The organism is Nitratireductor sp. XY-223, assembly GCF_004959855.1.
Taxonomy (GTDB): Bacteria; Pseudomonadota; Alphaproteobacteria; order Rhizobiales; family Rhizobiaceae; genus Hoeflea_A.
This window is the reverse complement of sequence record NZ_SPNT01000001.1, coordinates 435,848-450,775: the sequence shown is the minus strand read 5'-3', so window position 1 is coordinate 450,775 and position 14,928 is coordinate 435,848. Positions and strand designations below refer to the sequence as shown.

At 60.1% G+C, this 14,928-nt stretch carries 10 protein-coding genes; all 10 read right to left on the bottom strand.

Annotated features, from left to right (window positions below; translation table 11 throughout):
• The 10 genes from E4M07_RS01985 to E4M07_RS01940 all read right to left on the bottom strand — a co-directional run bounded on the left by E4M07_RS01985 (position 1) and on the right by E4M07_RS01940 (position 14,627).
• A complete protein-coding gene (locus tag E4M07_RS01985) occupies positions 1-1,968 on the bottom strand; it encodes a DUF87 domain-containing protein (RefSeq protein WP_206057155.1) in 1,968 nt (655 codons plus the stop codon).
• A gap of 131 nt (positions 1,969-2,099) precedes the next feature.
• Positions 2,100-3,242, bottom strand: coding sequence for a hypothetical protein (locus tag E4M07_RS01980; protein ID WP_136656603.1), 1,143 nt, complete (start codon positions 3,240-3,242; stop codon positions 2,100-2,102).
• 348 nt (positions 3,243-3,590) lie between these two features.
• On the bottom strand, positions 3,591-5,168 hold the full coding sequence (locus E4M07_RS01975) for an ABC transporter substrate-binding protein (RefSeq protein WP_136656602.1): 1,578 nt from the start codon (positions 5,166-5,168) through the stop codon (positions 3,591-3,593).
• 37 nt (positions 5,169-5,205) lie between these two features.
• Positions 5,206-6,294, bottom strand: coding sequence for a DUF917 domain-containing protein (locus E4M07_RS01970; protein ID WP_136656601.1), 1,089 nt, complete (start codon positions 6,292-6,294; stop codon positions 5,206-5,208).
• Positions 6,291-7,430 carry a DUF917 domain-containing protein gene (locus E4M07_RS01965; protein ID WP_136656600.1) on the bottom strand — a complete coding sequence of 380 codons (1,140 nt, stop codon included), beginning with the start codon at positions 7,428-7,430 and terminating at the stop codon, positions 6,291-6,293. The genes E4M07_RS01970 and E4M07_RS01965 overlap by 4 nt, the downstream gene beginning before the upstream one ends.
• Entirely contained in the window at positions 7,411-8,982 is a 1,572-nt protein-coding gene (locus E4M07_RS01960; protein WP_136656599.1) for a hydantoinase/oxoprolinase family protein, read from the bottom strand. The genes E4M07_RS01965 and E4M07_RS01960 overlap by 20 nt, the downstream gene beginning before the upstream one ends.
• A gap of 27 nt (positions 8,983-9,009) precedes the next feature.
• Positions 9,010-10,689: an ABC transporter ATP-binding protein gene (locus E4M07_RS01955; protein ID WP_136656598.1), complete on the bottom strand. Its 1,680-nt coding sequence runs from the start codon at positions 10,687-10,689 to the stop codon at positions 9,010-9,012.
• Between the two features lie 3 nt (positions 10,690-10,692).
• On the bottom strand, positions 10,693-11,568 hold the full coding sequence (locus tag E4M07_RS01950; RefSeq protein WP_136656597.1) for an ABC transporter permease: 876 nt from the start codon (positions 11,566-11,568) through the stop codon (positions 10,693-10,695).
• Complete coding sequence (locus tag E4M07_RS01945) at positions 11,568-12,596, bottom strand: ABC transporter permease (protein WP_136656596.1); 1,029 nt, start codon at positions 12,594-12,596, stop codon at positions 11,568-11,570. The genes E4M07_RS01950 and E4M07_RS01945 overlap by 1 nt, the downstream gene beginning before the upstream one ends.
• A gap of 126 nt (positions 12,597-12,722) precedes the next feature.
• A complete protein-coding gene (locus E4M07_RS01940) occupies positions 12,723-14,627 on the bottom strand; it encodes a helix-turn-helix transcriptional regulator (protein ID WP_136656595.1) in 1,905 nt (634 codons plus the stop codon).
• Between the last annotated feature and the right edge of the window lie 301 nt (positions 14,628-14,928).

Genomic DNA, 14,928 nt, shown 5'->3' with positions numbered 1-14,928 from the left:
TCAGGGCTTCCGACGAATCCAAGTGGCACCAGTACCCGATTTGTAGGTATCCCATCTGTCCACTCCAAGTAGCTCATCCATTGCGCGTCTAACTAGGTTGAATGCCATTTGATCGCGATCATCGATGTGATCAGGTAGTGCCTGAAGCAAAACGCTTTTTACGTGTCCCCATGCAATTCCAGATTCGGACTCGATTTTCTGCATCGCATCTGAATCCTGCCTTAGAAATTCGATCGCTCTTCTTTCAATTGACTGTTTAGCATCAAAAACCTGTTCCGCCACACCGGTCCCGTCTGTTCCGCCCAATAAATCACCAATTGCTTCGGGCTGATTGCTAGCTTGACCGGCATGACTTCCCATGCTCCCAGTCAAGTTGGAGGCAAAAGTTTTTCCGGCCGGAGCTTGGTAGTTTGGATCGAGCATACTGAATTGAGCCTCAAATGACGCTGACCTAAGACTCACCGGATAGGGCTTGCCCCCGACTGAGCTCCAAAAAACCCCTTGGCCCGGAATTGGTTCGTTCAACAGTGAGCTGAGAAGATCGTCGCTGAAATGGGCGTTGGCTTTCTTAAGTGCGCCAAGATCTGAGCCAGACAACAAATGGAAAATGAACCAGTTATCCCCTTGGCTTAAGATTTCAACCGGAATGCTACCGGGCTGCTGTGTAATCAACAACGCGCCGAGGTCGTATTTTCTGCCCTCTTTGACCCAAGCAATATAGGGCTCAGACGCAGGGGCCTTCTCGTTTAGAACTGATTGTGCTTCCTCAACAACTGCGATCGTTGGAATTGTCTTGGGCTCTGCTGACGTAAATTCCTCCTGATTTCGATCAAAAATTCTTCTAAGGATAAGGCCCGAAAGAATTAGAGATTGCCCGCCTCTCATCTGGGAGACATCGACCACGCAGAGTTTCCCGGACGACAGACTCTGAATCAACTTGTCCATGAGTTGACTGCTCCGATCATGGAGCATTCGGACGATTGAGGTCATGTTGCCACGGGCCGCCAGCGCCTCCGCTTCCTGCGACCTCTCTAGACCTAGGATGCGACAGACCTCATCGAGCGATGCCATATTGCCGTGCTCATCGACAAGATCCACGAATTCTGACCACTGATCAGGGCGCAGTCCTTTGAGCTTTCGAACGTTTTGCTGATCCTGACGTTCGGGGCTAAGTGCAATCGCTATGACATCACTTGGCCTCAGACGTCGTACGTCCAGTTTGATGCCACCCGCAACAAATGACTGATAATAATTGCTAGGGTTTCTTCGCTCAGTGAATACGACTAACTTATCTTCCAGATGAGGCACATCACACAACCCTGGGCGACCCTTATCATCTGGCCAAAAGTATTCGCCATCTGGGTCAAAAATGATTGTTCCGACTGGAACTTCCCGATTGAGCTTTTTGTGGACCTTTGGCGTCTCTTTGTACAGCTCCGCAAAAAGAAGCTTGTTCAAATTTGATTTTCCGAACCCCGCCCTCGCAAAGACGAAGCTCCTTCTCGAAACGAGGGAGGAGACTGGAAATCTTACGTTTACTTCAGGATCAAGGACCTGCATCCATTCCTCGACCGACGTTTCATTTTCTTGGCCATAGTAGACATATTCGCCAAATGCCAAATGGCCTATCCCGGCTCCTTCTAGGTTATGTCCAGCGACTTCTCTGAGGACCTCTTCAGACGGGAACGCAACTTGGCTCCCCACATGCGGCAATCTTCGATGTGATGGTACAAACGTCAGACCTGATCCATTTCTCCGGAGAACCCCAAGAACACGGATATTGATCCGGTATTTCAGATATTGCTCTCGCAGATCTTCCGGAATTTGGCGCTCTTCTTTAACCGCACGTATGTTGAACTCTTCTCCGGAGCCGAATGAAAGCTTGCCCTCGGAAGAGAACGAAGCAATTCGGCCCATTACCGCTTCGTCTGGGGTTTCAAGTTGCACCAAGATAAACTGACCGTGCATCGGTATATTCTGAAAATCACTTCTATAGGGGAGTACGAGATCAGCATGGAACTCCAGCCCACCCTGTTGAAATCCTCGAAATATGCCAACGACTTTGTCTCGCGGGAATAGCTCTAACGAATTCACTTCAGTCACCCGTACCGGCGCTGTGCGGGATCAGCGTCCTGTAGTTGAAATACGTCGAGATCAGGAGCCTGAACTCCCAAACTCCCCCTCACCCCCTCGTAGATGAAGTCCTGTAAAATGTCGAAATCGAAGTCCACAAGAGCCGCATTTTCATGCGCCTTCTGCAGGCAAAGTGGATAATGTGGAACCGGAAATCCATGAATCGCGTCTGCAAGCATTGAACCGATAATTGCTTGCGCATCGCGGGCTTGCGGCAGGAATATGTCCACTGGCCAGATTGGATCCCTTCGGTGCTGGCCGAACTTCACCAAGAACATCTTACCGCCGACAAATTTGTTTGCTTCACCACCCTTGTCTGCCTCCTCGTCACCACGAGCAAATTCAGACCAAACGTAGGCGCGCTCCTCAATCTCTCTCGGAACCTCAACGAAAGCCGGATAGTCGGTTTGCATCACGCTTTCCAAAGCCATTGCCAGCCTGTACCGCGTTAGAACCTTGCTATGTTTTGCCACACCCGCCAAAAAAATACGTCGCCGACTCTTGGTCCATTGCGCTTCAATTCTCTCCTGCAGACCAATTCTCAACTTTGCGAATAAATCCTTTGAAAACACTTTACTTCTTAGCAGGCCATCGCAAATTATCAGCGTGTCAGTGCCGAACTCCTTTTTCAGCAGGGAGAACAAGATCGCCCACTCTACCAACTCCCTGTAGACCTGAACCCAGCTTGGCGAAACCGGGCGATCATCTTCATTCGACCGGATCATATGGGAAAGCGCTGGCAATGTTTTAACGCCAAGGTAAACCATCATTTCCCCAAGTGAGGTCTTCGGTGTTCCATCGGCTGCGATATGACGCTCGGCCAGCAGCGAGACCGGGGTAGTCGGCGAGACTGCCTCAAGGCAATACTCGTTGTTGCTGCTATCAACCACACGGATGAGTTGAATCAAGAATGGGTCAAATTGTAGTTGGTTGTTGCCACCGTCGGTACCGACCAAAGAAATGGAGGTTGTGCTGCGAGCTTGTATCCGTCGTACAGCGGATCGGAGAGATCTTACCTCGGCCCGAAGTGCCTCCAAGACACCCTTGTCGGAGGTTATGCAAGTTACAATCTCCTGCTTGAGTTCCTGCTGGCTTTTGGGGTCCAACATGTCGTTCTTTCTGCTCGATTCATCAACGTGCGACTCTCTACTTATGGTACCAGAAGACACGTGCGTCACAACCCAACAAATGAGGCTGGTACGGAGTAGCGTGTCAGAGGGTATCTCGGTCCCGCTGGTTCGATAATGGGAGACCGCCAGATCTACCATCAGCATTAAGGGGTCAATTGTCTAAAGGTCCGCATTGCGGACGTCCGCAGTCATCACGCCGATAGCAGACGTCAGTTATCCATCACTTGTGGGTGCACGGCCTGGAGCGGTTTCAATACAAAAAACGCCCCCGGATGTCTCCAACCGGGGGCGCTGGTGCAGCCTGCGCTTGGGAGCGACACGGCAATGCTATTCGTCGCAGTTCCACCAGTAGCGCGAGAAGTCGGTGTCCCAGCTCTGCATCGGAACCCAGGCGTAGCCGTGCAGGCATTTGTTCGCCGCGGCGCGGCGCTTCTGGGTCAACAGGAAAACATCCGACTGCATGTCGTAGAGCTTTTGCTGGATGGCCTTGTAAAGCTCGTTCTGCTTGGCCGGGTCGGTGGTGCTGCGCGATTCGTCGATCAAGGCATCGATCTCGTCGCTCAGCACCCATTCCATCGACGCCCAGGTGCCCTTGGCGTTGGAATGGTACTGCACGTAGAAAACCGAATCCGGTGACGGATAGGTCGGCCCGTAGAACACCTGCGTGGCGTTCGGCGAGGTCTCGATCGTCGTGGCCAGCTCGGTGATGCGGTTCCACGGCTCGGGCTGCAGGTCCACCTCGAAGCCGATGGATTCCAGTGCCGACTTGAACAGCAGGCCGATTTCCTCCTCGAACGCCGTCTTCGCCACATAGCCGTGAGAGATCTTGATCGGCTGCTGGCCGGCATATTTGGATTTGGCGACCTCCGCCTTGGCCTTTTCCATGTTGTATTCCGGCGCCGGCAGGCTATCGAGATAGGCATCGGCAAAGACCGGCGCCAGCGGCCCGTTCAACTGACCGCCCGGGAAGATCACGTCGCGGATCGTCTCGTAGTCCATCGCATAGGCGATCGCCCGGCGGATGTGAACGTCGTCCGTCGGCGGCAGCTGGTTGTTGAGCTTGAGATAAAAGCCCGTCGCCGTGTCCGCGGAGATGATCTTGTAGTTTGGCAGCTTGGAAATCGCCTCATAGGTCTCGACGCCCTGATATTGCGACGACATGCCGAGTTCGCCCTTCTGCGCGAGCGCCTTGATCGTCGCCTCGTCGCGAGTCACCACGAAACGCAGCTCGTCGATCGGCTTCTGCTTCGGCCAGCCGCCGTGATAGTCGACATAACGGCTCATCATCATCTGGGCGCCGCGCGTCCAGCCTTCGAGACCATAGGGGCCGGCACCGGCGGAATTGTCGGCCAGATATGTCTCGCCCCACTCGCCGTCATTCTGCCCGGCAACCAGGTCGGAATTGACCACGAGGATCAGCGGCGTGTTGGACAGGAACGGCGAATAGACGCGATTGAGCCCAATCTCCACCGTCTGGCCGTCGATCGCCTTGACATTGTCCGGGGCGATTAGATCCTCGAAGAGATAGGCCGGCCCCTCGTTGATCGAAAGCAGCCGCTGCATCGAATAGACCACATCCTTGGCCTCGACCGGGCTGCCGTCCTGGAACGTCGCGCCAGGCTTGAGCTTGAACGTATATGTCTTGTTGTCGTCCGAAACCGACCAGCTCTCGGCGAGCTGCGGAACGATCTGGCCGGCGCTGTTCACCGTCGTCAGACCGTCATAGAGATTCACCGCCGCCATATACTCCGTGTAGTCGTTGATCTTCGCCGGATCGATGGTGCCGAAGATCTGCACGGTATTGACGAGCAGCGTGACCTTGTCCTCCGCGATTGACGGCGTCCCAATCGCCGTCGAGGCGGCCAAGACGGCCGCGAATGCCATTCCCTTCCTTAAGTTTCTCATTTTTACCTTCTCCATTTCACTGTTGGATTTGCTGAATTCACAAAGGCAGGTCTTCAAGAGGCGTGTAGGCCTGCGGGTAGCCGAAGTAACCGGGCCCGACGAGATCGATCCCGGCCTGCGAGCGCCATTGCGCATCGCACGGAAGCCCGATCATGGTGACAGCCAGGCCGAAGCGCAGTTGCTCGGTCGTCACCGGAAGGCCGCCGTCCGCATCGAGCGCGCAGATGAGGTCGGGCGTGACGGCGAGCGGCTGATCGTTCTCGTTCAGCGCGATCAGGAATTCGTTCTGGAAATCGACGCGGAACGTCTGTCCGTGGTCCTGGTCCATGCCTTTGAGAACCGCCCTGCCCCGTGCGAATCCGCCCTCGGTGCGGCGCTCGATATCCACGACCCGGCCCGTGAACAATCGCTTGCCGTTGAGTTTTTCGATCAGCGCATCGGCGGGATTGCGGTTCTTCGCCCGCTCACCGGTAATCAGTTTGCCAATCTCGAAAATCAGAGAAAGCGTGTTGCGCAGGATGCCCTTTTTGACCTCGGCGCCGCTCATCGGATAAAGCGCCACCAGCGCCGAGCCGCCCATCTCGATCGTCTGCGACCTGGCAAGGCGCTCCGTCCACGGGTTAGAAATCGCGTTGATGACGGAACTGTTGCCCTTTTCGTCGGCGATCACCATCGGTGTCGCGGCGACGCCCTGCATGGTGAAGCTCACCATCTGCAGTTCCGGGAAGGCACGCCCCATCCCGTCGCCGTCGATCAGCGGCAGTCCCGTTGCCGCTGCGACGGCAAAGGGAATTGTCGAATTGAGGCCGCCCGCCTCGATGCAGATCAGCGCGTCCGCCTTGCGGCCGAGGAAGGCTTCAAGCTGCTCCAGCGCGCTGCCGGCTTCGCCGCCATTCGGCAGCTTTTCCAGCATCACCGTCGGCGCGCCCATCATGCACACGGGCACGCACAGCCAGTCGTCCTTGACATCCTCCGGCGATATCACCGTGACAGGTCCGTGCCGGGCGATCGCCGACTGCGCCATCAGCTTGCCGATATAGGGATCGCCACCGCCGCCGGTGCCAAGGAAAGCACCGCCCGTGGCAATCGCCTCCATCTCGTTTTCGGTAATCGTGTAGGCGCTCATTTTCCTGCTTCCTCCAATGCCCGCTGCTGGTGTGCATCCACATCCTCGAGCGGCAGGTAGTTGAGATGCCCGAGACCGAAGCCCGCTGGACCGACCACGGCCAGTGCCTCCGGAGTCCGCAGAAGCGGATGGCAAGGCAGCGCCAGCACACTGACCCGCTGTCCGTAACGCAGCATTTCCGTGGTGATCGCCTCGCCCGTGTCGATGTCGAGGATGACGATGAGGTCCGGAACGACGACCTCCGATTTGCCGTTTCGCTGAAAGACCAGGTTCTCGTTCTGGATGATGATGTTCGCGACATCTCCCTCGTGGGCGTCGAAGCCGTCGATCAACGCCTCGCCGGCAACAAAGCCGCCGCGCAGCTCGCGTTTGACGTCGCTGATCTTGCCGGTGAAGACCAGCCGGCCCTGTTCGAATTCGCAGATCGCCGCGACCGGATCCTCGTTGCGCGCCTGCGCGTTGCGCACCGCCCGTCCGAGCGCGATGGCGCGGCTATAGGAATCGGGAATGCCGAAACGCTTGACGAAGACGCCGGGCATCGGCGCGCTGGCGAGTGTCGAGGCGCCGCCCTGGGAAATCACGCAGGCGCGCGCCAGCCGCTCGTGCCAGAGCTCCGACGCCGCGTGATCGAAAATCACCACATTGCCGTGCAGGTCGCACATGACGCTCGGCGTGCTGCGGTGGCCGTAGATCGAATAGGTCGTCATCTGCATTTCGGGAAACGCCCGTCCCATCCCGTCGCAATCGACAACGGGAAGATCGGCCAGCGCCGCGACGATCAGCGGCTCCATGGCGTTTTGTCCGCCGATCTCCTCGCAGGCGATGGCGTCGACCTTGATGCCCAGCCGCTGCTCGAGCGCGCGCACACAGCGCAGCCCCTCGCGACCCTCCTTGATGCGCTCATGCGAGATCAGCGGCGCGCCGATGCCGCCGAGCGAGACCACCTTGGCGTCGTCCGGCAGCGCCTGCAGCGGCATCACCCGCATCTTGCGCCCCTCGCGCAGCACCTGCAGCGCGCGCAGCTTGCCGATGTAAGGATTGCCGCCGCCGCCGGTGCCGAGGATCGCGGCGCCGATCTCGAGCGCCTCAATCTCCTCCTCGCCGATCAAAATGAGGTCAGCCTGCCGCGACAGCATGGGCGCCCTCCATCTCGCCAACCACCTTGACGTGGATCCGCGTCGCGTTGCCCGGCAGATAGGCCAGCGGCACGTCCTCGCGCTCGATCGTCTCGATGGTCGATGGCGATGCGCCGGAAGCGATCGCCTTTTCCGTCGCCTCTTCCTCCGCCTGTTTCAGGCAGGCCTCTCGGGTCAGCCCGTTTTCCAGCGAGAAGATGCGGTCCACCTCGCCGCTGATCTGCGCGATCGCCGCGCCGACGGCATTCGCCACGGCAAAGTTCTCAGGACGGATCACATCCAGATCGGCGAGCTTGTCAGGCATCAGGATCGAGCCGCCGCCCACGGCGATCACAGGGATGGGTTCCGGAGAAATGCGGCTGCGTTCGACCGCGCGCTGCAACAGCGTGGTGATGGCTGTCCGCGCCTGGTCCACCGTGCCGGCGTCCAGATTCGCGACCCGGGACGCGTCGCCGATATCCGCCTCGCCGCGCGCCACGGCGATATCCGTCGCCGTGAGCGTGTCGCCGCCGAAGACGAGCGCCTCGCTGGTGATGCGGAAGCCGACCGATTGCGGTCCGACGGTCACCTCGCCGGAATCGCACGTGCGGACCAGAGAGCCGCCGCCAAGGCCGACGGAGAAGACGTCAGGCATACGGAAATTGGTGCGCACGCCGCCGATATCGACCACCGTCGCTGCCTGCCTCGGAAAGCCGTGCTGCAGGGCGCCAACATCGGTTGTCGTGCCGCCGATGTCGACGACGATGCCGTTGCGCTCGCCGGTAAGAAACGCAGCGCCGCGCATCGAGTTGGTGGGCCCCGAAGCGAAGGTCAGCACGGGAAAGCGCTTGACCATGTCCGCGCTCATCAGCGTGCCGTCGTTCTGGGTGATGAAGAACGCGCATTCGAGGCCCGCCGATTTCAGGGCTTCGGCAAAAGCGTCCACCGTGCGCTCGCTGAGCGCCAGCAGGCTGGCGTTCATGATCGCGGCGCTTTCGCGTTCCAGCAGGCCGATGCGGCCGATATCGCTGGAAAGCACGACCGAAATGTCCGGGCAGCTTCGCAGGATATGTTCGCGCGCCGTTCTTTCCATTTCCTGATTGATCGGGCTGAAGACCGAGCTCACCGAGGCCACCTTGATCTTGCGCGCGTTGATGTCGTCGCAGATACGGTCGAGTTCCTCTTCGTCGAGCGGCGCGATTTCCCGCCCGTCGAACTCGTAGCCGCCGCGCACCATATAGCCGCTGTCTCCGGCGGCGGTGCGCAGGTCCGGCGGCCAGTCGACCATCGGCGGCAGGCAAGCCGTTGCCGGCAGGCCGAGCCGGATGGCCGCAACCGGATTGATGTGCTTGCGCTCGATGACCGCGTTGGTGAAATGGGTCGTGCCGATCATCACCTTGTCGATCTGCGTCCGGTTGACACCCGACTTGCCGATCGCGCCTTCCAGTGCCTCCACGACGCCGCTGGTCACATCCTGTGTCGTGGATGCCTTGAAGCCGGCCAGCACGTCACGGTCATGCATGATGACCGCGTCCGTGTTGGTTCCGCCTACGTCAATGCCCAGTCGATACACCGCATTCTCCTTGGTTTTCGAGTTCGCTCAGACGGCGGTATCGGCGAGATACCGGCGTCGCTCCTCAATGCTTGTTTTCGGTTTCAGACGGTCTTCCTCGTCGCTCATCACCGGAACGGCGGCGATCAGCGCGCGCGTATAGGGATGTTGCGGGTCGGCGAAGACCTGGCGCGGCTCGCCGGCCTCGACGACCTCGCCGCGCAGCATGATGGCGATGTGGCTGCAGAAATTGCGCATCAGCGAAAGGTCGTGGGAGATGAACAGGAAGGTCAGGCCCAGTTCGTCGCGCAGTTTCTGCAAAAGATCGATCACGTTCTTCTGGACGGACACATCGAGCGCCGATGTCGGCTCGTCGAGCACGATGATCTTCGGATCGGCGGCGAGCGCGCGGGCGATCGCCACGCGCTGCTTCTGGCCGCCGGAGAGTTCGTGCGGATATTTCGAGATGTAGTGCGGCTGCAGCTCGACATGCGCCAGCAATTCATGGATCCGCTTTTCGACCGCGCCGGCCTTGAGGCCGGCGAATCGCAGCGGCACCGACAGGGTCTGTCCGACCGTCCGCTTCGGATTGAGCGAGGTTCCCGGGTTCTGGTAGACGATCTGGATCAGCTTGCGGAAATCCGGCCCCCCGCCCTTTTCTCCGACCGCATCGCCATCGACGGCGATGGCGCCGCGCGTCGGGCGGATCAGCCCCATGATCATACGGGCGACGGTGGTCTTGCCCGATCCCGATTCCCCCGCGAGACCGAAAATCTCGCCCTTGGAAACCGACAGTGAAACGTCCTTGACCGCCAGATGCGAGTGGCCGCGTCCGAACAGCAGCTTCTCGTCGAACGATTTCGAGACATCCGACAAGCTGATGATCGGCTCGGCCTCGACCGCCTCCTGGTCTTCGACACCGGGTCCGTAAAGCGGCGGAATGGCGGCGATCAGCGCCTTCGTATAGGCCTGCTGCGGGGTCCGGAATATCGTTTTCAGCGGGCCGTGCTCGACGATCTCGCCGTGGCGCATCACATAGATGTCGTCGGCCATCTTGCGGACCACGCCGAGATTGTGGGTGATCATCAGCAGCGACAGGCCGTTGTCGGAGACCAGCCGGTTGATCAGCTTCATGATCTCGTCCTGGGTGGTCACGTCCAGCGCCGTGCCCGGCTCGTCGGCGATCAGAAGGCGCGGTTGGTGCAGCAGCGCCAGCGCGATCAGCACCCGCTGGCGCATGCCGCCCGACAGTTGCGAAGGATAGGCATCGAAGACCCGCTCCGCGTCGGAAAGCTGGACCTGCCGGAGCACCTGCTCGATACGCCGCCGCCGGTCGGCGCTGTTCGACCGCTCGCCCAGCCGGCGGTCGGAAAAGCGCAGCACGTCGTCAAGATGGCGGCCGATGCGGAACACCGGGTTAAACGAGCTCAGCGGGTCCTGCATGATGATCGAAAAGGCCGTGCCCTTCATCGCCTCGCGCTTGCCCTGCGAGAGCGTCAGCACATCCTCGCCGTCGAAACGGATCGTGCCGCTTTCCACCACCGCATTGTCGGGCAGCGTGCCGAGAATGGTCTTGCTGGTGACCGATTTGCCGGAGCCGGTCTCGCCGATCAGTGCGACGCGTCCGCCCTCCGGGATCTTCAGGCCGACATCCTTCAGCACATTGCTGCGGAGGCCGTAATTACGGAAGGAGACGTTGAGGTTCTGGATATCCAACAGGCTGGTCACCGCTCACACCTCCACGTCGAACATGTCGCGCAGCCCGTCGCCGAGCAGGTTGAAGCCGAGTGTCGCGTAGAAGATCGCGAAACCGGGCCCGAGCACCTCCCACCACATCTCCGGCAGGAACTGGCGCCCGTCGGCGACCATCGAGCCGAGGTCCGGTGTCGGCGGCTTGACGCCGAGACCGAGGAAGGAAAGCGTCGCGCCGAAGAGGATCACGAAGGCCGCGTCCAGCGTCGTTTTCACCGAGATCACCGAGACGCAGTTGGGCAGGATCTCCCGCGTCAGCACGTGCCAGTGGCTTGCGCCGGCGAGCCGCGCGGCCTCAACGAAGTCCTCGGTGGCGATCGATTTCGACACCCGATAGATCAGCCGCGCATGCCAGGTCCACCACAGAAGTGTGATCGCCAGCATCGCGTTGACGAGGTTCGGTTCAAGCACGTTGCCGATCGCGAGCGCCATGACGAGCGGCGGAATGGCCAGCATGACATTGGTGAAACCGGTGATGATCCGCTCCGTCATGCCGCTGAAATAGCCGGCCAGCATGCCGAGCGCCGTTCCGACCGGCACGGCAACGCCAAGGACGCCGATAACCAGAAGCAGCGAGATGCGGAAACCGAATATGACGCGCGTCAGGATGTCCCGGCCGACCTTGTCGGTCCCCATCCAGTGCGCCGCGTCAGGGCCCATGTGCCGATTGCGGAAATCGACCGTCGCCCCGACATCCTCCGGATAGGGCGCGATCAGCGGCGCGAAGACGGCGACAAGGATGACCGACAGGACCATCAGGCCGCCGATGACGGCCGACGGATTGCGCGAGAAGCGGTACCACGCCATGTAGCGGGCGGACAGGATTGTCTGGTGGTCGTTGGAGACGGCCGACATCAGTTCGCCTCCTTGAAGCGCAGCCGCGGATCGATCACCATCAGGACGATGTCGATGACGAGATTGGCGACGACGAAGAAGAAGCCCGAGACGAGCACCACGGCCATCACAGCGTTGAGGTCCTTCTGCAGGATCGATTCCAGCCCGTAGGACGCGAAGCCGCCCCAGGAGAAGACCAGTTCGACGACGAAGGCGTTGCCGATCAGCGAGGCGAATTCCAGGCCCATGATGGTGAGCGGCGCGATGGAGGACAGTTTGAGAAGATAGCGGAAGACAATGACCCGGTCCGGCACACCGAAGGATTTGAGCGTCAGCACGTGGTCGCGCCGCTGATGCTCGATCATCGCCGAACGGGTGATCCGCGTGATCTGTCCGATGCCGGCCATGGCCAGCGCCATGGACGGGAAAATCAGGTGCTGCAGCGCGCTTCTGAAAACCTGCCAGTCGCCATGGACGACCGAGTCGACCAGCAGCAGGCCGGTCGGGCCGTCGGGCAGGTCCAGCGAGTAGTTGACGCGCCCCAGGACCGGCCAGTCTGAGAGGAAATTCGCGGCGATGAGCTGCAGCAGAATTGCGAACAGGAAGCTCGGCATGGTCACGCCGACGATGGAGAAGAACCGCCCGGCATTGTCGATCCAGCTGTTGCGGTAGCGCGCCGTCATGACGCCCAGCGGAATGGACACCGCGATGATCAGGAGCACGGTGACGATGACCAGTTCCAGCGTCGCCGGAAGCAGCGCCGCGATCTCGTCACTGACCTGCCGGCCTGAAATCAGCGATTTGCCGAAATCGCCCTGGACGCCGCGCCACACATAGTCGGCATATTGCTGCCATAGCGGTGCGTCGAGGCCCATTTCCAGGCGCATCTCCTCGACCTGTTGCTGCGTCGCGCTGGGGCCGAGCGCAATGCGTGCCGGATCCCCCGGCACGATCCGCGCCAGGATGAAGATCATCGCCGAAAGCACGAACATGACACCGGCAAAGCCGACAAGGCGCTTCAGCATCAATTGGGCTGGATTGGTCTGCATGGCGGGCCCGGTTGTTGTTGTGCCGCCAAGAGTGAAGCGCGATGCTCAGCGCTACAATCGACAAGAAGTATAGGTTTTTTAAAAATTGGTATAGGTTTTGATCACATCAGCCGGAATGAGGCGCGCCTAGGCGACCCAGTTGAGCGCCCGCGCGGCGGCGATGGCCTCGGATCGCTTCGCGCAACCCATCTTCCGGTAGATATTGCCGAGGTGGAACTTCACGGTGACCTCCGAAAGCCGGAGCTGGCGCGCAACGAACTTGTTGGACGCCCCCTCGGCCACAAGCGTCAGCACCCGCAGTTCCTGGCGGGTCAGCCCCGGCACGGTGCCCCTGCCCGAGCCGGAGTGAAAGCCCTCGAGACGCCGCAGGATTTCCAGCGCGCCGGGCGCCACCTTCACGAACTGGCTGATGCGCCTGTCCTCCATCAGCTTCTCGAGAATTTCCTTTTCACCGATCAGATGGGTCAGAACCCCCATGCGGGCGGCGCTCTCCAGCACCTTGGTGAGCTGCGCCCTCGCCCGTGTCGTGTCGCGCTGCAGCCGCGCGAGATAGGCTTCCCACAGCCAAAGCGTGCTGCGTTGCCGGTCATTGAGATGCGGGTTGGACTGGAACCGCTCCACCTGGCGCAGACGCATCGCATTGCGCGGCGCGTGGCGGATCAGGTGCCGCAACCAGGCAAAGGCTATTGCGATCTCACGGGTGTTGTCGATAAGCCCGAGCGCTTCCTCTGCGCTCTCGACCCAGGTCATGTCGATACGCGACTGCACGCTGGTCAACAGTTCGGCCGCCTCCTGCCAGCGATTGTGGTTCTGCAGGATATCGACCTGGCGGATCGTTATGACGAAGTTGAACCGCCGCGAACGCCACTCCTGGATGCGCCACTTGTCGAGGAAGGACCGCGCGGCGGCCACACCCATTTCACCACTGATCGCCAGGCTGCCGTAATAGAGCGCAAGCTCCGTAATGGTCGGCCACAATTCCCCGTAGGCGAATTTGTCGAACTCCTCGTTGAGGTAGTTCACCAGATGTTTGGCATCGCCTTTCTCGAACGCGAGAACGGATTTCAGCAGACCCAGCAGGCGATGATCGGTCGGTGTATCGAAGGTGACTTTCGCCAGCGCCGCATCGGCCGCCTCGACCGCCGCCTCGACCTCCGGCAGCACGCCGCGATTGAGCGAGAACACCGCCCGGTGCAGTTCGATATAGAACGCGAGCAGCGGCACTTTTGCCTTGTGGTAATGATAGCGGGCGCGATTGGCCATCTCCTCCGCGGCGTCCATTTGCTGGCGCTGGATGCACACCTCGAGCATCGTGTTGTAGATGCCGCCGCGGTTCAGGTGATCGTCCAGATCCAGCTCGCCCAGCAGTTCGAACATGTGGTCGCGCACGGTGTTGCCGACGGCATAGTCCTCGTAGATCGACATCACCAGCCGGAACATGCGGAAGTCGCGCGAATAAAGGTCCGGGTCCCCGACAACCCGTTCGAGATCGAGCGCCTCAGGCCCGAAATGCTCGCGCACGATATGGCGGGCCCGGTTGACGCTGCCGGATTTCAGGGCGTGCATGGCGAGCGCGACCGCGAGCGTCGCGTTGTTGCGCTGCATATCGGCCGGAAAATTGGAGATGACCCGCTGGCAGGCATCAAGCCCGTGCAGGTGCATGAAGAACTGGTTGCCCTGCTCGCGAAACCACTCGAGCGCCTGCGCATGGTCGCCGCTGGCCTGTGCCATTTCGATCGCTGCCACCGCCTCGCCGCGTGCGTATAGCGCCTGCGCCTGCTTGCCTTCGATCTCGCCCGACAGGGCCGATCCGACCGCGTCGCGCAGCGCCCGGGTGCGGAAGGTCAGACGGCCGCTTTCGCCGCAAAGCGCCAGGCATGCCGGCAGCTTTTCGCAGAGTTCAGCGGCAATGGCGTCCGATTCGACCGGGATCCCGTCCGGTGAATCGGCAAGCACGGCAAGAACGGCTCTTTCCTTGTCGCTCAGCTGCAGGATCAGATCCCGGGCGATGTCCCTGACGGCGGATTCCATGGCGTTTTGTGGCTTCCGGATCGGATTTCGAGAGCCGTATCTGAATGCACAAGCCGCGAATGCGCAAGCGCCGGCAAATGCGACCAGGCACGCAAAGTCGGAGTTTCCCACTTGCCCGATATTAAACGCAAAATTCAAATATATTCAACAACATCTTGAATAAAAACGACTAATTGTAAAAGAAAAACTTCTAGAGTGGTCGCAGTCACGCCCTGCGGCCAGCCGCCTTTGTTAACGTGCGACAACGATACCGCTGCAACCGGTTGCAAGAGGAGGCGCGATTTTCTAGGTTTGGCCGAAT